This window comes from Pseudomonas sp. KCJK8993 (assembly GCF_046230915.1).
GTDB lineage: Bacteria > Pseudomonadota > Gammaproteobacteria > Pseudomonadales > Pseudomonadaceae > Aquipseudomonas > Aquipseudomonas piscis.
Genome location: NZ_JBJJLO010000032.1, coordinates 1 through 18437, shown reverse-complemented (window position 1 = coordinate 18437; position 18437 = coordinate 1). Strand labels below are relative to the sequence as shown.

Below are 18437 nucleotides of genomic sequence, written 5' to 3'. Positions count from 1 at the left end.
TCAGTCATCTCCTTCGACTGGGGTATGTGTCGTTTCCTAGAAAGCAGGCTTGGCGGTGGGGACCTGCATGTCGCCCAGGTACTTGTGCCAGAGGTGGTCCGGATCGCTTTCGACAGCGGCGATGATCTCGCGCATCTTGTCCAGCACTTCCAGGCGTTTGCCGCTGTAGACGTCACCCTGGAGCAACTGGAGGATATCCAGGCGATAGCGTGGGTCCTGGACGAACGCGGTGAACAGGATGTTCAAGCGGTAGTAAAGAGTGATGAACTCGTACCAGTTCTTGATGCCATTCCTGATCATGCCTTCGTAGCGGGTGAAGCTGGATTTCTGGAAGTCGTTGTTCCTCACCGCCTCGATGATGTCGCCGCTGGCGATACGCGCACTGTTCAAGGCCACGCTGACACCACTGGAGAAGATCGGATCGACGAACCGCGCGGCATCGCCGATCAGGACGAAGCTGTCGCCACACACTTCCTTCATGCCGTAGCTGTAGTCCGCCTCTTTCTTGAATGGGCGCAACTGCTCCGACGCCTTGAGAGCGTCATGGAGGTTTTCCCGGGTCTTGACCGCTTCCCAGAAGAATTCCTCGTACGAAAGATTGGAGTTGGTGTAGTTCTGCTTTTGCGTGACCACACCGACGCTGGTGATGGTCTCGGTGATCGGAATCTGCCAGACCCAGGTATTGGTCAGTGGCAGGAAGTGAATGAAGATGTAGTCGACCTTCTCCGGATTCTGGGTCGCCGACCTGCGGTCGAAATTATCGAACCAGGAATGGATGGCGAACTGGTTGAACACCGGGTCTTTTTCCCGCAGGCCCAGGCGCCGGCCCAGCAATACGTTACGACCACTGGCGTCGACTACCATCTTCGCCTTGATCTCGACACTGCGCTTGCCCAGCTTCGCGTTGACGATGACATTGCCTGGACTGATGAACTCGACGTCGGCGACTTCCACTCCCTGGAACACCTTGGCCCCCAGCGAACCGGCATGCTCCAGCAGGATGCGGTCGAACTTGCCGCGATCGACGTGGTAGGTGAAATCGCGGTCGACGCCTTCCTGCTTGCGTTCGTTGAACAGGATTTCCGCTGAACGGAAATCATGGTCCAACCCCTGGAAGCCCATCTTGTCTTCAGGGCCCGAGTCGGCCGAAGTCCAAGCCGCCCCGAACTTCTTCGGAAAGTTGGCCTTCTCGATCTTCTCCATCACGCCGATGTCCAGCAATACCGGAGTGGTGGCAGGAACCAGCGACTCGCCGACATGCTCGCGCTCGAACAGGTCCTTCTCGAACACCGCGCACTTGACCCCTTCCTTGGCCAAGTAGGAGGCCATCGTCGAACCGGCTGGCCCGCCCCCGATAATTACTACGTCATAATCATGATCGTTCATTGCACACTCCCTGTTATGCGCACTCGGCCTTTAATTGTTCGACTGTTCTGGATATTGCATTCAGATCTTTGAAGTACTTGCCGGTAATGTGCGTACTTGGAATCGAAACACCCATTTCATCCCTGATGTAGACCATCAGCTTGACGATATTCATTGAGTTGAGAATGCCCCACTCAAGTAGTGGAGTCTGGTCATCCAGTTCGTCATCTTTCGCACTTGGTCCGATCAAGTCCTCCATGATGTAACGACGAATTCGTTCCTTTATTTCCGCTCCGTCCATAGACGTACACTCCTGAAGTCGACACTCGTGGGTTGGAAAAACCCGTACAAGATCAACAATAAGAATGCACTTGTGAATAGTCTGTTTTGCAAAGCGCCTTTGCACATTCGCAAAGGTGAGAAGCCTTGTGGAGGCAACTGGGATGACAACTAACGACTTCTCACCGAAATGACAGAAAAATCCCGCCAGGCATTGGCCCGAAGGGCCGCCCAAGCATAGATCGGCCATCTATTGCAATTAGCCACTAGGCTCATTTCTCCGGGATAGCGCAATCTCACCCTGTACTTTAAGGGCAGCAACGATTCGTTCTGGAACATCAGTACCGCTTTGAAACCTTATGTATTGATTTTCATCAAGCGCAATAAAAACGACAATCCGCGCGACTTGACAAAAAAAAAGGCTGGCCTTACTAAGGAGGAGGACATGATTTATCTGTAAACCGTCCTTACAAAAATAAGACACTACAGGTTCTAAAAGGATTTAGAAATGAAGGCGCTAGGCGTTGTCAATGACATAGACCTTTATATATCCGTGACCAAAACGGGTAGCTTCTCCGAGACTGGCAGGTTACTTGGAATCCCCCCTTCCTCGGTCATGCGTAGAATAAACAGTCTGGAAAAAGAGCTGGAGACCTGCCTGTTCAACCGTTCAACGAAGAGCTTGATACTGACTGATATAGGGCTGATCTTCCTTGAACATGCAAAAAACATCTCCAGGAGCATCGTACATGCCAGGGCCGAAGTAAAAGAGCATACGGCTTCGACGATGGGCGTACTCAAGGTTTCCGCTCCAGTCGCCTTCGGTAGACGCCATGTCGCCCCCTTGCTGAGTCGGATCCTGAATCATCATCCGGGTTTGAAGATCGACTTCTCCCTCGACGACAAAGTGGCCGATCCGAGGACCGACAATGTCGACGTGTGCATAAAGCTCGGCATCTTGCCGGACAGCGACCTGATCCCTTCGAGGCTCGCGGACATGCGCCGCGTGCTGTGCGCAAGCCCCGAATACATCAGGCAGCACGGTTGCCCGCAAACCCTGGACGACTTGTACAAACATGCCTGCCTGATCCACAGCAGTTGCAGCAATCTGTCCCTCAGCTGGCAGTTCAAGGTCGGCGGAGTGCTCAGGAAGCTCACCCCCGATAGCCGGCTATCGGTCAATAGCGCGGAGTTGCTGGTCGATGGTGCCCTCCAGGGCATCGGCATCATTCATGCGCCAACCTGGCTGGTGCATGAACAGATTGCCGGTGGCCAACTGGTTTCCTTTCTCGATGAATACAGCGTGAGCGCTCCCCAGCATGGCGCGATCTATGCCCTGAGAGCCCGCGGCAGCGTGGTCCCGGCCAAGACCAGCCTGTTCATCAACGAACTGAAACGTTCGATCGGCAGCCCGCCGTACTGGGACCTGCCTTTTACCAAGACGGCGCCCCTGGCCATGCCGCCCCTGCCCTTCGACAGCGCGATACAGGCCGCGTTGTCCTGAACCTCCACCCTGCAGAACAAGAGCCGAGCATGATGAACAAGTACGACGTGATTATCATCGGAAGCGGGATCAGCGGCGCCCTGACGGCGGCTGTCCTGGCGAAATCCGGCTTGAAGGTGCTGGTGCTGGATGCAGCCCAGCACCCCAGGTTTTCCATCGGCGAAGCCATGACGCCGGAAAGCGGCTTGCTGCTGCGCTTGCTCTCACAGCGCTTCGGCATACCGGAAATCGAGTACCTTTCGAGCCCGGACAAGATCATCCAGCACGTTGGGTCGAGCGCCTGTGGGCTCAAGCTGGGGTTCAGCTTCGCCTGGCACCAAGAGGGCACGCCTTCTTCCCCCGAGCACCTCGTCGCGCCCTCGCTGGATGCCCCGGAAGCACACCTGTTCCGCCAGGACGTCGATGCCTTCGCGCTGCTGATCGCCCTGAAGTACGGTGCCGAGCTGAGGCAGAACATCCGGATCGAGGGCATCGAACTGGGTGCCAGCGCGGTACAGGTCAAGTTGCCTGCCGACCAGGTCGTGCAAGCGTCATTCATCATCGATGCCGCTGCCCAGGGCGCCCCGCTCGCCCGCCAACTGGGCGTACGCACCACCGAGGGCCTGGAGACCGATACCTGCTCGTTCTTCACCCACATGCTCAACGTGAAGAGCTACGAAGACGCCCTGGCCCCTTTGTCGCGCAGCCGCTCGCCCATCCAGCTGTTCCAGAGCACCCTGCACCACATCTTCGAAGAAGGCTGGCTGTGGGTCATTCCCTTCAACAATCACCCCCAGGGCACCAACCTGCTATGCAGCGTCGGGTTCCAGTTCAACCACGCCAAGTATCGTCCCACGGAGTCTCCCGAGGTCGAATTCCGCAAGCTGCTGAAAAAGTATCCGGCCATCGCCGAGCACTTCAAGGACGCGGTCAACGCCCGGGAGTGGATCTATGCGCCGCGTATCAACTATCGCAGCACGCAGTGCGTCGGCGATCGCTTCTGCCTGCTCCCGCAAGCCGCGGGCTTCATCGATCCGCTGTTCTCCAGGGGGCTGATCACCACCTTCGAGTCGATCCTGCGATTGACTCCCAAGGTGCTCCAGGCCGCTCGCGACGACGATTGGCAAAGAGCGCATTTCATCGAGGTGGAACAGCATTGCCTGAACGCGGTGAGCACCAACGATCAACTGGTGTCCTGTTCATACGAAGCATTCAAGGACTTCCATCTGTGGAACGTCTGGCATCGGGTCTGGCTCAGTGGCTCCAACCTGTGCTGCGTGTTCCTCAAGGGCCTGCTGGACGAGCTGGAACAGCACGGCGACGGCCCACGGTTCGACCTGGCGCTCCAGGCTGCACGCTTCCCGGGCTGCGTCTCGCTGGATTCGCCCACCTACGAGCATCTGTTCGCGCAATCGTGCCAGGTCGTGCGCCAGGCCAAGGACCAGGGATGGCCAGCCGCCGATACAGCCCGGGCCCTGCATGACCTGCTCAAGGAGCACGAGCCCCAATTGCTGCCCTTTGGCTACTCGAAGATTTCCAATCGGTTCATCGTCAAGGCCCCGGTGACGCCAGGTTGATCAATCACCGCCTGGCCAGGACGCCACTGCCATCGAGCGGCAGGAGCCCTGCCGTACTGCGGCCTGCCAGCAACCCCCTGGGTCAGCGACAGATACCCCCGCTGCATGCTCGCCCTGGCAAGGCGGGCGAGCTTGACCGAAGAGCGGGTGGTGACGGCCGGCAACACCCCGAGCGCAGATCTGACGCAGCCGGTCACAAGGTCGACCCGGGCCCCCGGTTCATTGTCGCCTGGGCCTTGCCCAGGCACCGGCGAACGGCGCAAGCTCCTCTGGGCAACACCGGCAACCGCTGATCAGCGGATGATCGGGGTCGCTGTCGGGAAAGGTGACCGTGACCTCAACCCCTGCTCGCAGCGGCGTCCGTTCACAGCCCCAGCTGGCCACCCCCGACAACCAGCAACGGCTCTTGTCGTCGAATCGGCCTTCGCGATCCCAGGGAAACATGACCTCGATCCTTTCCGGGGGCCGCCCCGACAACCTCTCCTGCTCATCCAGGGCGATCACAACAGCTCGCTGATCCGGCACCTGGGGTTTGCGGTGGATCAGGACAGGACGGTAGGTCGTGTTGCAGGCAAGGACCGTGAAACGGCTGCGGTATCCCTCCAGCAAGCCGTCCTCGTCTACGACGCTGCCAGCATCGTCTCTTGGTACCTGTGGCTGCTTGCCTTCATGGGTGACCTCGGTCAGTAGCCATAGATCCTTGCACTCCCGGCCCGGATAACCAGAAAGGCCCACGACATGCCCACTGGCCAGGCCCGGTTGTTCGCCTTGCCCTTCATGGCGATCGCTCCAGTAGCGGCGCTCCGCGGCGGGCAACAGGGTCGGCCCGACCGACCCGCCGGCCTCCCGGCCACGCATGTGCCCAAAGGACGCAGGCGAGCCAATACGGGGAAACACCGCCTGGTCATCCCCAAACACCAGTACATGGCCCTGGGCACTGTGCTGGAAGTGGAAGTGAATGCCCTCCTCCTCGCACAAGCGCTGGATAAAGTGCAAATCCGTTTCGTCGTACTGGGTGCAGTAATCGCGCGCGCGATAGCTCGCCTTCAACTCAAGCCGATAGGCATCGCCCAGGATCCCGTGCTCTTCCAGGATCAAGGCGATAATCTTCGGCACCGGGAACCGCTGATAGATCCTGCGGTTGACGCCGTGGCGCAAGTAGGACAAATGCGGTACGAGCACCAGGTTGTAGCGATCCGCATTTTGCTGAATGTGGTAGATCCGCCCATGAACACCGTTGCCCCGGGTGTCGAAGGCCAGGAAAGCCTCGGCATCGACAAGGCGCTGGAGATCCATTCCAGGCCGCCCGCCCACAAGCTCCACCGTAAAGAAATAAGGCTTGCTGATCGCCTCCTCCCCAGAGAAGGCAAGCACGTGAAAATCGTGCTCGAAGCCGTCGATCGTCAAACTGAAATGGGTCTGATTGGCTGGGACGAACATCCGCTGTTCTCTTCCTGCATGAAGCGTTGATTGACACTGTCACCGACAGCAATGCCAGAAACCGGGCACATCGGCCCAGGACCGCTGCGAAGAGCCTGCGTGTCCAGACATCAGAATGAGGAGCGAGGAAACTTCACGCTTGGGGCTCGCAGCAACGGTTCATTGCAGAACACGGGGGGACACGTCCGCCCCCACCCGTTCAGCACCGCCAGGTCCGGTTAAATACTGCTCTTGACCTTGGTCCAGACTCGCGTGCGAATTCGTTCCAGCTTCAACGGCAACGGTTCGAGGGGAACCAGGGTGGCTACTGTCTTTTTGTCTGGATAGATCCACGGATTGTCTCGCAACTTCTGCTCGACGAACTCGGCGGCATCTTTATTGGCATTCGGATACAACGTGTGGTTTGAAGTCTTGGCGATAACTTCCGGCCGCATCATGTAGTTAATGAACGCCATTGCTTCCCGGGGGTGCGGAGCGTCTTTCAGCACTACCAGATTTTCCGACCAGACCAGTGCACCTTCGCGAGGCAGGCTGTAGGTGATCCTGCGCCCGGTGTTGCTCTTTTCATTGAGCGCCTGCGCTGCAAGTGCACCATTGGCCCAACCCACTACTGCACAGATATTGCCGTCCGCCAGATCGGTATCGATTTTGGATGAATCGAAATAGACGATGTAAGGGCGGATCTTCAACAGTAACTCTTGAGCTTTTTGATAATCGTCCGGATTGCGACTGTTGCTGGGTAATCCCAGGTAATGCAAGGCAATCGAAATGATTTCGCTGGAAGAATCAAGCATTGCCACGCCACAGGATTGGAGTTTGCTGATGTTCTCTTCCTTGAAGATCAAGTCCCAGCTATCGACTGGAGCATCATCGCCCAATGCCGCTTTGACTTTATCCACATCGTAACCAATGCCGGTAGTACCCCATAAATAGGGTACGGCATAACGATTACCAGGATCATTGACGGCGAGTTGGGCCAGGATATCAGGGTCGATATGCGACAAGTTGTCCAGTTGACTGCGATCCAGCGGTTGCAGTACCCCCGCCTGGATCAGGCCTGGCAGCACATTGGAGGTTGCCACGACCACGTCATATCCCGTACGCCCGGCCATGACCTTGCTCTGCATGATCTCGGCACTGTCAAATGCATCCATGTGAATCCTGACGCCTGCTTCGCGCTCGAACTCCTTGGGAGTCTGGGGTGCAATGAGCCCGAACCAGTTGTACAGGTACACTCCGGGCTCTGCAGCAGCCGCCGATGTGTTTATTCCTGCACAGAGAAACACGGCCGAAAAAATGATTCGCAAATGTGATTTTCTCATGCAACATCCTTGTCAAGACGACGTGCCTTCATGGCTATCGTGAACCCCGGCAGTGAATATACCGGTCGTTAACGAATAGTAAATACCTACGAATACTTACCCTTTACCTACGACTTGTTAACCCTAAAGGGGTAGAAAATGTCACTCGACCTTCAGAATCTGGCCTGGCATCGATCGATCGGAAAACTGATCACGCAGTTGAATCGCCCGGACTTCTGGAGTTCGCTGGTGCGCACATTGAATGAGCATGTGCCAATCGACAACTGGGTGGTATTGATCTTTAGCGACAAACACGTTCAGGTGGTCAGCCTCCCTGAAGTAGCGGATATAGAAGAAGTCGACGCCTTCACCCAACGCTATATCAAAGGACTGTACCTGCTGGACCCATTCTACATAGCCAATCGAGAGAACCCGCAAAGCGGTTTCTTTCATCTTCTGGATATTGCGCCGGAGTACTTTTTTGAAACCGAGTACTACAACGAATACTTCGCGCAGTATATTTCCGTGGATGAAGTGCAATACAACGTCCAACTCGATGCAGAGAGGACATTGTGTATTTCAATTGGCAGCCGTAGCTATTTCAATCAGAACCAGATCACCGTGCTCGACATCATCAAGCCGTGGGTCATGGCACTCATGCAGCAGCGCATGCACTTCGAGGTCGACGTAGATAAAAGCGTCCATGCACTCCACCCATGGTCAGCAACGATTACCCAGCTGGGCACACAGATAACCACGCGTGAAAGCGACGTGCTGCGGTTGTTGCTGAGCGGGTTCTCCAGCAAAGAGATCGCGGGGAAACTCTCCCTCTCGGCAGAGACGATAAAGGTTCACCGCCGCAATATTTACGCAAAACTGAAGATCAAGTCGCAGTCCGAACTGTTCGCGCGCCTGTGCATGCCCAAACAGGATATTTCGGCTCCGGGTTGAACCTGGCGCTCACGCCTCGAACGACCTGCAGCTCGCCATGGCGGCCCTGTTCGATCGGGGAGTGCAGGTGACTGGCGCTAGGCGACGCCGGGCGGCCATGGTTTGGCGTCGTTCCTGTCCGGTGGACCGAACAACTCCACCTCCCACTCCTCGAACCCGGGCCGGGCCTGATAGTGCGGATCACAGTACTGGCGGATGTGCTGGGCGGCCCGGTACTCGGCATATTTGGCATTGACCGGTACGCCCTGCTCGTCCAGCTCCAGGACATTGGCGAAGATCGCATAGGCGACTTCCAGCATGCTCGGCTCCTCTACCATGCAGGCACGGTAGTCGATGCCCTCCAGCAACGGATGGCCAAGGGTGCCATTGGCCACCCAGAAACTGAACGTGCGCAAGGCTCCGGAAAATTCCGGGCTGAGCTTCTTCGGATAACGCATCAGATACACCTGTGCTTGATCGGGGGCGCATTCTCGTTTGCCAGGCGCCAGGAGCACAAGCCTATGCCGAACGGTTCACACGCCCTCCCCAACCCGGCACAATGCGCCCCGGCCAGCGCCCTCGAACCACTCCCATGCCAGCAAGGACCGCCCGTTGAATCTCCTGCACAAACTGCTCAGCGCCTTCAAGCCACCTGTCGCCACTCGCCAAGAAGCCCAACCCCAGAGCGAACCCGAAGGCTCCAGCCTGGCCCCGACGCCTCATGAGCCCAGCGCCGAGGAGCAGGCACTGATCGCCCTGCTCGACGCTGGCACCGCCTGCCTGGACCGCCATTGGCAAGGCATCGGAACCTGCGAACAGGATGTGCTGGGCTTCGCCATCAGTCCAAGCTTCATGGGGGGCCCCCACTGGCCCTCCACTCGCCAGGCCTATCGCGTCGTGCGTCGGCCCCACAGCATCATCCTGGCCACCGAGGGCCTGTCCGATCCGTTCGATGGCGTCGAGGGCGAAGGCCTGGGCAACGGCTTCGAAATGGAGCTGTTCATCGATACCCCGGACATCCCCGCCCACGCCCAGGGGCCACTGGGCCACGTGCATCCCTTCGCGGCCAGCTGGTGCTTCGAACTGCTGCGCTGCGTGGCGGCGACGGTGGCCGATGCCGGTGGCTATCGCTCGCGCCTGGAACGTCATGGCGTGCTGTCCCTGGAGTTGCCCGGGGTCAGCGAGTCCCGCGCCATGAGCGAACAATTGCCGGCGCATTTCGTCAGCGCCGATGACTGCGCCGGCGTGCTGATCGGCGGTCCCACGGCCAGCTTCCCCACCACCGTGGCCGACATGCCGCTGTCGCCGGTGCTCCTGGTACCGGTGGTGCTGATCACCGCCTCGGAACTGGACTACGTGCGCAATGGCGGCGCCCAGGCCCGGGCGGATCTGGTGGCGCGCCTGGATGCCTCGGGCCTGGGGCACGTGAGCCATCTGCAACGCGCCAGCGTGATCTGAACCGACCAGGAGCCTAGCCAGTGCCGGAGCATTATCCGTACTTCACCTTCCATCTGTTCGCCGCCCGCTTCGCCAGCCACGCCGAGGCCGAGCTGTTCGCCTTCGAACAATGGGAAGCCGAACCTGGCCCCGAGGCCAGTGCTGCCCAGTACCAGGCCTGGGAAGACCACAACCCGACCTGGCGCCTGGCGCAAGAGCTGGAGCGGCACCTGGATTCGGATTTCATCGAACTGCTGCCCCGGGAAGAGCACCCCCACTACCTGGAGTCGCTGATCCACAGCGACGTCGAGCGCCAGCGGCTGCACTCGCAGGTCGCCAGCGACCATAGCCACTTCATCCTGGTCGCCAGCGCCGCGCTGGATGACCAGCCACCTCCCCGGCAGGGCACCAAGACCCTGGACTACCTGGGCGTATTCAATCGAAGCCTGCCATGAACAAGATCCTTGCCTTACTGCTGCTCGGCAGCCTGCTCGGCGGCTGCCAGAGCGACACCAGCGCGCAGACCGACGCCATGGTCGGCCTGCGCTGCTGGCACTACCGCGACCAGGAGTCCCTCTCGCGGGAGATGCTCAACTATATCCGCCGCCAGGGCGAAGCCGGCAACCCGATGTGCCAGACCCTGCTCGCCACCCTGTACGAACGCGGTCATGGAGTCGTGCAGGATACGGCCCGGGCCAGAGCCTTGTATCTCTCGCAAGCCCAAGCCAATCCCGGGGCCTACTACCATCTCGGGCGCCTGGACGAACAAGAGGCCGACTATCTCCGGGCCAGGGATCACTACCAGCGTGCCGCGGCGGCCGGGAGCAGGGAAAGTGCCCTGGCCCTGGCCAGGTTGATGGAGGAAGGCAAAGGTGGCCCACAAGACCTTCCGGGGGCGCAGCAGTTGTACTTCAGCGTTCTCAAGCAGAGCGGCGACGATGCCTGGAAAGGCATCGACCGGCTGCGTGGCCAGGGCCTGGAGCTCAATGCCGAGCAGCAAGCGCGGTACAACCAGGTCTGGACCGCCTCAGCCAGGAGCCGGCTCAGCCGCAAGCTCCGACTGCTCCAGCATCGAACGCTCGGCAAGCTCAAGCTCGGACCTGATGTGAAGCCAGCCGTGGTCGAGGTGCGGTTCGTGCCCGGCTCCGCTGAACCGCGGCTCAAGCTGCTGGAAAGCTCTGGCGATACGCCCCTGGACCAAACCATCCTCCAGGCCCTGGGCAGCTATCGTTTTGTCGGCGAGCCGATCCCCCAGGCCGGCCAGGATGACTGGCGGGTCAAGGCCCATATCGACCCACACGCCAGATGACCCGGCCTTTTGGCCCAACGTGCGCACCTGCGATCGAGCGGAGATTCCGCTGACGGACACTTGGTGCTAAAAAGGCCCCCAAGCCCCAATGCCGATCAGTCAAGGCAAGGGTAGGAGCGAGGCTAGCCCGCGATGGACTTCAGCGCGCTGGGTTTATCCCGTCAATACGCGCTGCCGTCCACGAGCATCGCGAGCAAGTTTCGCTCCTGTAAGGATCACCCCACTTGACTGACTGGCGCCCCGACTCAACCCTTGCCGCGCCAAGCCGTACCACGAGAACCCGCATGATCGAAGTCACCGAAGTCTCCATTGCCCAACTGCGCGCCGCCCTCGAGTCCGGCCAGACCACCGCCGTGGAACTGGTCCAGGCCTACCTGGCGCGGATCGATGCCTACGACGGCCCCGCCACGGCCACCGCCCTCAACGCGGTGGTGGTGCGCAATCCCCAGGCCCTGGAGGAAGCGCAAGCCTCTGATGCCCGCCGCGCCAGGGGCCAGCTCCTCGGGCCACTGGACGGCATCCCCTACACCGCCAAGGACAGCTACCTGGTCAAGGGCCTGACCGCCGCCTCCGGCAGCCCGGCCTTCAAGGACCTGGTGGCCCAGCGCGACGCCTTCACCATCGAGCGCCTGCGCGCCGGCGGCGCCATCTGCCTGGGCAAGACCAACATGCCGCCCATGGCCAACGGCGGTATGCAGCGCGGGGTCTATGGCCGCGCCGAAAGCCCCTACAACGCCCAGTACCTGACCGCGCCCTTCGCCTCTGGCTCGTCCAACGGCGCCGGCACCGCCACCGCCGCCAGCTTCAGTGCCTTCGGCCTGGCCGAGGAGACCTGGTCCAGCGGCCGTGGCCCGGCCTCCAACAACGGTCTCTGCGCCTACACCCCCTCGCGCGGGGTGATCTCGGTACGCGGCAACTGGCCGCTGACCCCGACCATGGACGTGGTGGTGCCGTACGCCCGGACCATGGCCGACCTGCTGGAAGTGCTGGACGTGGTGGTCGCCGAAGACCCGGATAAACGCGGCGACCTGTGGCGCCTGCAGCCCTGGGTGCCGATCCCCGCCGTGGCCAGCGTGCGCCCCGTTTCCTACCCGCAACTGGCGGCCGACGCCAGCGCCCTCAAGGGCAAGCGCTTCGGCGTGCCGCGCATGTACATCAATGCCGACCCCGAGGCCGGCACCAGCGCCAAGCCAGGAATCGGCGGCCCCACCGGCCAGCGCATCGTCACCCGCGCGTCGGTCATCGAGCTCTGGCGCCAGGCACGCCAGGCCCTGGAAGCTGCCGGCGCCGAGGTGCTGGAAGTGGACTTCCCGCTGGTGTCCAACTGCGAAGGCGACCGCCCCGGCGCGCCCACCGTGTTCAATCGCGGCATCGTCAGCAAGGAATTCCTTCATGACGAGCTGTGGGAACTCTCGGGCTGGGCCTTCGACGACTTCCTGCGGGCCAACGACGATCCCAAGCTCAACCGCCTGGCCGATGTCGACGGGCCGCGGATCTTCCCCCACGACCCGGGCACCCTGCCCAACCGCGAGGATGACCTGGCGGCGGGCATGGACGAGTACGTCAACATGGCCAAGCGCGGCCTCAAGACCTGGGACCAGATCCCTACCTTGGCCGATGGCCTGCGCGGCCTGGAGCAGACCCGCAAGCTCGACCTGGAAGACTGGATGGACGCCCAAGGGCTGGACGCGGTGCTGTTCCCCACCGTCGCCGACGTCGGCCCGGCGGATGCCGACATCAACCCCGAGTCGGCCGACATCGCCTGGAGCAATGGCATATGGGTGGCCAACGGCAACCTCGCCATCCGCCACCTGGGCGTGCCCACCGTCACCGTGCCCATGGGCGTGATGGCGGACATCGGCATGCCGGTGGGCCTGACCTTCGCCGGCCGGGCCTATGACGATGCGAACCTGCTGCGCCTGGCCTCGGCCTACGAGTCCACCGGCAGCAAGCGCCTGGTGCCGCCGCGCACGCCCAAGCTGGCCGTGCAGTAACGCAAAAAACGCAATCGGGGCCGCCGTGGCCCCGATCCTCATTCCTGCCCGCTCAAGGCCTCACTGCTCATCCCCGGGCTGCAGCGGCGAATGCTGCCAGTCGAACCGCGCGATCAACTGCCTGCACAGCTCATCCAGCTGCGGATGGTAGTAATGCATATGGGGCACCGGCATCTGCGCTTCGCCCAGGCCAAAACCCAGGGCATACAACGCGCTGGCATAACGCTCCAGCGGGCCATAGGCGTAGATCAGGTTGTGCCGATCCCAGGCCACCGTGGCCTGGTCTTCGGGCGAGTGCACCCAGAAATCGAAGCGACTGTCGCCACACAGCAATGGCTTGAACTCATCGATGAAGTCCGCGACCTCGGCCAGGGACAACGGCGGGCTCATGTAGCGGCCTACCGGCACCCCCTCGCGGCTGGTATGCAGTACGAACAACAACAGCAGCGGCTGGGTGAGGCAACGGGCCAGGCTGAGCAACACTTGCGGATCGGACCCCGGCACGCCGGCTACCACCCGCTCGCCGCCATTGAAGGGCGCGATCTGGAAAACCGGCGGGTAGCTGTGCTCGACCCACTGGTCATCGATCATGTGTGCAAATCTGTGCATAACGGCCTGATCCTCCCGATCAACTCTCACACCTGGCCTGACGTCCATTCGTCAGGGCGGCGAATGTAAAGCACTCGGGGCAAGCTAGATAGCCTTATCGAACACGACCTTGAGCCGTGGCGGCTACTGCACCTCCAACAGCCTGAACTGCAGCGGCGAAGCGGCCTGGCCCGGGCAATAGTCGGCCGTCAGGCTCAGCTCGCCGGGCCGGCCCGCGGACCACAGCCGGCATGTCACTCGCAGCGTGCCCGGTTCCTGGGTCGGGTAGCAGTCGAAGTCCACTCGCCCGCTCCTGTCGGGCGTCGGCGCCCTCTCCCAGGCGGGCAGCGCAAGACTGGCCAGGCAGGCCGCGCCCGCCTCGAGCTCCTCGAGCTCCTCGAGCTCCTCGAGCATTTCCTCATAAATCGCGGCACTGATGCCGTACTGCGCCAGAGCCCCGGGCGCGCCGCCCTGGATCGCTCGCAGCAATCCGGTCAACAAGTCGTAGATCCGTTGCAGGTCCCCTGCGGGCAGGGTGGTTCTCCTGAAATTGCACGGCGACCATGCCAAGGGATGCCCCCCGGCACCAACAGTCCAGCCTCGTCAAACCTCGCTGGCGCCCTGTACCCTACTGCCGACCCTTTTTCCCATAGGACACCGATGAACGACCACCCTGTTCCCCTGGCCAACGGCTGGACGGCCCGGTTCACCTACCGTGGCGAATTTCGCATGGGCGCCGAAGGCTGGAGCCTACTCTTGGAAGGCCCCGGGCAACAGCGCATCGGTTACTTCGACAGCCAGATCGTGCTGGTCAACGACGAAGATGGCGCCCAGGCCCGCTCCTGCATCAGCCTCTGCGAGGACGGCACCCAGGGCTACCTGGCCATGGGGCCGGACCAGGGCTGGGTGCTGGACTTCACCCGTTCCATGCTTGCCCCGCACCGGGTGCGCATCCATCACCACCACCCCGGCTACGATGAAAGCGTCTCGGTCTGCGAACAACCGGCCTTCAAGCGTGAGCGCCAGTACATCCGGGTGGCTGGCCAGTTCATCTACCTGACCTTCCCCCTGACCCGGGACGAGGACTTCCCCAAGGTCTGGGAGGAGTACCTGGCGATACGCCGGCGGCAACTGGACGAGCTGTACTTTCGCAACTGACACCGCGCGCCGTCGCGCCCGGCCCAACCATCGGCCCTAGCGCAGGCTCCAGGACATTCCGACATACACCCCCAGGCCTTCGCCCGGGGTCGAACGGGCGGCATCCTGGCCCTTGTCGTCGTAGCCCGGGGTAACGGTGGCGGCATAGCGCTGGCCGGTCAGGTTGCGCAGGTCGACCCAGGCCTGCCAGTCGTTCTTCGGCGCGTTGTAGCCCAGGGTCGCGCCGAACAGGGCATAGGGGTCGGCGTAGTAGCTGTTGGCGTAGTCCACCGCCACCTTGGACACCAGCTGGGTGTTGACGGCGGCGAAGAAGCCCTGCGGCCAGTCGTAGCGCAACTCGCCCTGGTAGTAGTGCATCGGCAGGCCCGGCAGGCGGTTACCGCCAAAACGTGGATCGTCGCGGTAGTGGAAGTCGCTGAAGGTATAGGCCTGGCGCAGGCCCAGGCGCCCCACCCCGGGCCGCGACCACAGCTCGCTCTCCAGGCTGGCCTCCACCCCCTGGTGCACCGTGGGGCTGGCGTTGACTTCATAAGGTCTGGTGGCGTTGGCATCCGGCCATACCGACAACAGTTCATGGCGAACCTGGGCGTAGTACCAGGCCAGGCTCCACTGGCCCAGGGCGCTGTCGCCACGGCCACCCAGCTCCAGGGTGGTGGCGGTCTGATTGCGCAATTTGATCGGGTCGCGCTGAGTACCCTGAGCCACACCACTCTGGAAGTAGGAGTTGGAGCTATAGATCAGCGACCAGGGATGCGGCGCCTCCACCGAGCGGCTGAGGTTGCCGAACAGCTGCACATCGCGGTTCAACTGGTAGCGCAGGCCCAGGCGCGGGGCATAGTCCCAGTCGCCGAGGCTGGTCTTGCCGCCGCCCTCGGGATAGGTCACCGCGCTCTCGCGGCGGGTGTAGATGGCCGCCAGGCCGGTGGTCAGCCACAGGTCGTCGGCGATCTCCAGATCATTGCTGAAATGCAGGACGCTGTCCGAACCCTGGTAGGTGAAATTGCGCATCCGCGTGCCCGGTGCGTAACCACTGGTAGTGCCAGTGGGGATACGCACGAACTCGCTGGCGCCGTCGTTGGGCAGGTGCTTGGTCACCCGCAGGCCCAGGGTGCTGCGGCTCTCCAGGCCCCAGAGGGTGTCGCGGCGCTTGTAGTCGAGGGTGCCGCTGACATCGCTATACGCCACCTTCAGGCGGTTGGGGCCTTCGCGCAGGTCCATGGGGTAGTCGTGGTAGACCAGGCCGGCCTGCAGGCTCGAATCGTCATCGATGTACCAGGTGGTCTTGTTGCCGACGAAGGTGCTGCCCGGCTGCTTGCGCCGGTCGTCCCGGGACACATAGGCCGGGTTGGCCGCCCGGGGGGAATGTTCGATGGAATGCTTGGTCACCCGCCCGGCCAGGTCGTTGTCGGTCTGCCGGTAGCGCAGGTAGAAACGGGTTTCCAGGTTCGGGTTCAAGCGATAGCCGAAGTTGGCCACCACTCCCCGGCTGTCGCTGGCGGTATGGCGCTGGTAGCCGTCGGCGTTGGAATCGGTCAGCGAGACGTAGTAGTCGAAGTCCCCCAGCACTTGCCCGGAACTGACCTGGCGCTGCTGGTAGCCGTGGCTGCCGGTGGCGTAGCGCACCTGCAACAGCGGCGCGTCGTAGCCGGTATGGCTGATGTAGTCGATGGCGCCGCCCAGGGCCAGGGCGCCACGGTCGAAGCCGTTGGCCCCGCGCAGCACCTCCACCCGGTCGACCCACAGGGGCTCCAGCAGCTCGTAGGGGGTTCCGCCAGGGCCGCTCAGGGGCAGGCCGTCGAGCAGGGTGTAGAGCCCCGAGGCGTGGGCCCCGGGGGCACGGTTGATGCCCGAGCCACGGATCGAGATCTTCACCCCCTCGTTGCCCGCGGACTGGGCATAGACCCCGGGCTGGTAGGCCAGCACGTCCTGGTTGCTGGCCACCCGGCCCTGCAATGGCCGGCTCATCTGCACCAGGTTGCTTCCGCCGGGAACCTGGGCCAGCTGCGCCCGGGATTCTTCAGCCCCCTGCCCGGCGTCCTCCTGGCCTTGTCCCAGGACCTGCGCCGGAGCCAGCTCCACGGCACGGGTTTCGGCAAACGCCGGGCAGGCCAGGGCCAGGCCCAACAGGGCCGTGGGCAAGGATTTTGGCGCAGACATCGAGAAAACTCCGACAGGCAAAAAGAGAGCAATGCAAGGTGCGACGCAGGAAAGAACGAAGAGAACACAGAGGAATTTGGCTTATTTCGCCAGGAAAGCGGATGTCGGCAGTCAGGCGTTCACAGAAAGGCACGCGGGGGGACTAGCGGTCCTGGGTGCCCGCCAGGAAGTGCGCCACCAGGGCATTGGCGTGGCCATGGCCCATGCCATGTTCGGTCTTGAGCCAGGCCACCAGCTCCATGTGTTTCTTGCCGCCGCCCCTTGCCAGCAACTCCAGCCAGTGGCCGTATTTCTTTTCCTGGCCGTAGTTCTTTTCAATGGAAGGGAAGTACGACGCCGGCCCTTGGCGCTGTTCATTCATGGCTGATTCTCCGTCTTCTGGCTGCCCTTGATGTTATCGATCAGGTCCACCACGTAGTTCTGGTTGAACCCCGCGACAAAGGACCAGAACAAGAGCTTGGCGTAGGCGGCATAACCACCGGCGTGCTGGCAGAAGATCACGTAGAAGCTGTTCTCGCGATAGCCACAGGTTTGATCGGCAACGATCGTTGGAAACAGCTCCCCTTGCACCACCCCGGAGATGAACAGGATATACAGCAGGCCGGCGAGGATGCCGCCGATGAACGACGGCAGTACCAGGCTGAACCAGGAACTGCACAAGCCGATGATCTGCTCGTCGCTGAGGGTGGAAAGCTGGCGGTGAAAGCCGACATAGCCGCCGATGTTGCCGGCAATGAACACCACCGAGGGAATGGTATAGCCGTCGGCCATGGCCACCGACACCAGGGACGCCGCCAATAGCAGCACAAAGATGAGGAACAGTCGTTGCCACAGGATGTTCAGCGCTTCCTGGCGGTTCATGCTCGTCTCGTAGGCGTGGGTGGTCGAAGGGGCCCTGCCCCTTGATCACGATAGATCAGCCCTGGCGCCTGGGAGGACTTTTTACCCAGGAGGCGTTCGCCCGCTCCTGGCCGCTGGCCGGCACTTCCGCTAAGCCGGGTAACCGGTGATCTGGCGGATGCTCTGGTACAACGGCTTAAGCTGGCGGTACATGCGCAGGTACACCTGGCTGTACAGTCGCTGGTACATCTGCCGGGCCTGGGGCTGGGGCTCGAACACCGCGCCGACCCGGGTCATGGCGCTGATGGCCGTGGCGAAATCCGGGTACAGCCCCAACCCCACCGCACAGGCGATCACCGCGCCCAGCCCCGAGGCCTCGTAGACATGCGGACGCTCCACCGGCAGGCCGAAGATATCGGCGGTCAGTTGCATCCCCCCCTCGCCCTGGGAACCGCCACCCGCCCCCCCCCGGCGGGGGGTCTTTAGGCTTGAGCGTTTCTTCCTTGCCCCCCATCCCCGGCGCCGGGCGGAAGACCAGGCCCCCGGGGATGCCCGGGAGATATTTGCCCCGGGGTGTGC

The 18437-nt window shown here is 61.9% G+C and carries 19 protein-coding genes; 8 read left to right on the top strand and 11 right to left on the bottom strand.

The features are described from left to right. Positions 1–36 precede the first annotated feature (36 nt). Positions 37–1386 carry an NAD(P)/FAD-dependent oxidoreductase gene (locus tag ACK6AU_RS12905; RefSeq protein WP_185698722.1) on the bottom strand — a complete coding sequence of 450 codons (1350 nt, stop codon included), beginning with the start codon at positions 1384–1386 and terminating at the stop codon, positions 37–39. A 13-nt stretch (positions 1387–1399) separates the two neighbouring features. Beyond that, positions 1400–1666, bottom strand: a complete 267-nt coding sequence (locus ACK6AU_RS12900) for a phosphopantetheine-binding protein (protein WP_185698721.1) — start codon at positions 1664–1666, stop codon at positions 1400–1402. Positions 1667–2152: 486 nt separating this feature from the next. Here ACK6AU_RS12900 and ACK6AU_RS12895 point away from each other — a divergent pair, with 486 nt between their 5' ends. Both ACK6AU_RS12895 and ACK6AU_RS12890 read left to right on the top strand, forming a co-directional pair. Next, a complete protein-coding gene (locus ACK6AU_RS12895) occupies positions 2153–3148 on the top strand; it encodes a LysR substrate-binding domain-containing protein (RefSeq protein WP_409299537.1) in 996 nt (331 codons plus the stop codon). Positions 3149–3177: 29 nt separating this feature from the next. Next, a complete protein-coding gene (locus tag ACK6AU_RS12890; RefSeq protein WP_260497957.1) occupies positions 3178–4704 on the top strand; it encodes an NAD(P)/FAD-dependent oxidoreductase in 1527 nt (508 codons plus the stop codon). Positions 4705–4923: 219 nt separating this feature from the next. Here the strand turns inward: ACK6AU_RS12890 and ACK6AU_RS12885 are convergent, their stop codons facing one another. Both ACK6AU_RS12885 and ACK6AU_RS12880 read right to left on the bottom strand, forming a co-directional pair. Next, on the bottom strand, positions 4924–6144 hold the full coding sequence (locus ACK6AU_RS12885; RefSeq protein WP_409299536.1) for a contractile injection system protein, VgrG/Pvc8 family: 1221 nt from the start codon (positions 6142–6144) through the stop codon (positions 4924–4926). Positions 6145–6362: 218 nt separating this feature from the next. After that, complete coding sequence (locus ACK6AU_RS12880; RefSeq protein ID WP_185698718.1) at positions 6363–7466, bottom strand: polyamine ABC transporter substrate-binding protein; 1104 nt, start codon at positions 7464–7466, stop codon at positions 6363–6365. Between the two features lie 138 nt (positions 7467–7604). Here ACK6AU_RS12880 and ACK6AU_RS12875 point away from each other — a divergent pair, with 138 nt between their 5' ends. Then, the gene (locus ACK6AU_RS12875) at positions 7605–8396 is read left to right on the top strand and encodes a LuxR C-terminal-related transcriptional regulator (RefSeq protein WP_409299535.1); all 792 of its coding nucleotides are present in this window, start codon (positions 7605–7607) and stop codon (positions 8394–8396) included. Positions 8397–8473: 77 nt separating this feature from the next. On the opposite strand, the gene ACK6AU_RS12870 is transcribed toward ACK6AU_RS12875, so the two are convergent. Then, positions 8474–8833 carry a hypothetical protein gene (locus tag ACK6AU_RS12870; protein WP_409299534.1) on the bottom strand — a complete coding sequence of 120 codons (360 nt, stop codon included), beginning with the start codon at positions 8831–8833 and terminating at the stop codon, positions 8474–8476. 154 nt (positions 8834–8987) lie between these two features. Between ACK6AU_RS12870 and ACK6AU_RS12865 the strand changes: the two genes are divergently transcribed. From ACK6AU_RS12865 to ACK6AU_RS12850, 4 genes are all read left to right on the top strand, one after another. Then, complete coding sequence (locus tag ACK6AU_RS12865; RefSeq protein WP_409299533.1) at positions 8988–9833, top strand: Suppressor of fused protein (SUFU); 846 nt, start codon at positions 8988–8990, stop codon at positions 9831–9833. Between the two features lie 20 nt (positions 9834–9853). Then, the gene (locus ACK6AU_RS12860; protein ID WP_409299532.1) at positions 9854–10267 is read left to right on the top strand and encodes a hypothetical protein; all 414 of its coding nucleotides are present in this window, start codon (positions 9854–9856) and stop codon (positions 10265–10267) included. Then, the gene (locus ACK6AU_RS12855) at positions 10264–11121 is read left to right on the top strand and encodes a tetratricopeptide repeat protein (protein WP_409299531.1); all 858 of its coding nucleotides are present in this window, start codon (positions 10264–10266) and stop codon (positions 11119–11121) included. Before ACK6AU_RS12860 ends, ACK6AU_RS12855 begins: the two co-directional genes overlap by 4 nt. Before the next feature lie 284 nt (positions 11122–11405). Then, positions 11406–13115, top strand: coding sequence for an amidase (locus ACK6AU_RS12850; RefSeq protein WP_409299530.1), 1710 nt, complete (start codon positions 11406–11408; stop codon positions 13113–13115). A gap of 60 nt (positions 13116–13175) precedes the next feature. On the opposite strand, the gene ACK6AU_RS12845 is transcribed toward ACK6AU_RS12850, so the two are convergent. Both ACK6AU_RS12845 and ACK6AU_RS12840 read right to left on the bottom strand, forming a co-directional pair. Beyond that, positions 13176–13724 carry a hypothetical protein gene (locus ACK6AU_RS12845; protein WP_260497956.1) on the bottom strand — a complete coding sequence of 183 codons (549 nt, stop codon included), beginning with the start codon at positions 13722–13724 and terminating at the stop codon, positions 13176–13178. 123 nt (positions 13725–13847) lie between these two features. Continuing rightward, complete coding sequence (locus ACK6AU_RS12840) at positions 13848–14204, bottom strand: hypothetical protein (protein ID WP_409299529.1); 357 nt, start codon at positions 14202–14204, stop codon at positions 13848–13850. Positions 14205–14363: 159 nt separating this feature from the next. On the opposite strand from ACK6AU_RS12840, the gene ACK6AU_RS12835 reads away from it, so the two are divergent. After that, positions 14364–14861 carry a hypothetical protein gene (locus ACK6AU_RS12835; protein ID WP_185698711.1) on the top strand — a complete coding sequence of 166 codons (498 nt, stop codon included), beginning with the start codon at positions 14364–14366 and terminating at the stop codon, positions 14859–14861. A 36-nt stretch (positions 14862–14897) separates the two neighbouring features. Here ACK6AU_RS12835 and ACK6AU_RS12830 read toward each other — a convergent pair whose 3' ends face one another. The 4 genes from ACK6AU_RS12830 to ACK6AU_RS12815 form a co-directional block, all read right to left on the bottom strand. Beyond that, positions 14898–17018, bottom strand: a complete 2121-nt coding sequence (locus ACK6AU_RS12830; RefSeq protein ID WP_409299528.1) for a TonB-dependent receptor family protein — start codon at positions 17016–17018, stop codon at positions 14898–14900. Between the two features lie 142 nt (positions 17019–17160). Next, entirely contained in the window at positions 17161–17379 is a 219-nt protein-coding gene (locus ACK6AU_RS12825; protein ID WP_185698709.1) for a DUF4287 domain-containing protein, read from the bottom strand. Continuing rightward, complete coding sequence (locus tag ACK6AU_RS12820) at positions 17376–17879, bottom strand: hypothetical protein (RefSeq protein WP_409299527.1); 504 nt, start codon at positions 17877–17879, stop codon at positions 17376–17378. Before ACK6AU_RS12820 ends, ACK6AU_RS12825 begins: the two co-directional genes overlap by 4 nt. Positions 17880–18008: 129 nt before the next feature. Further along, positions 18009–18437, bottom strand: a 429-nt coding sequence (locus tag ACK6AU_RS12815; protein WP_409299526.1) for an FGGY-family carbohydrate kinase, incomplete at its 5' end; no start/stop codon positions are given.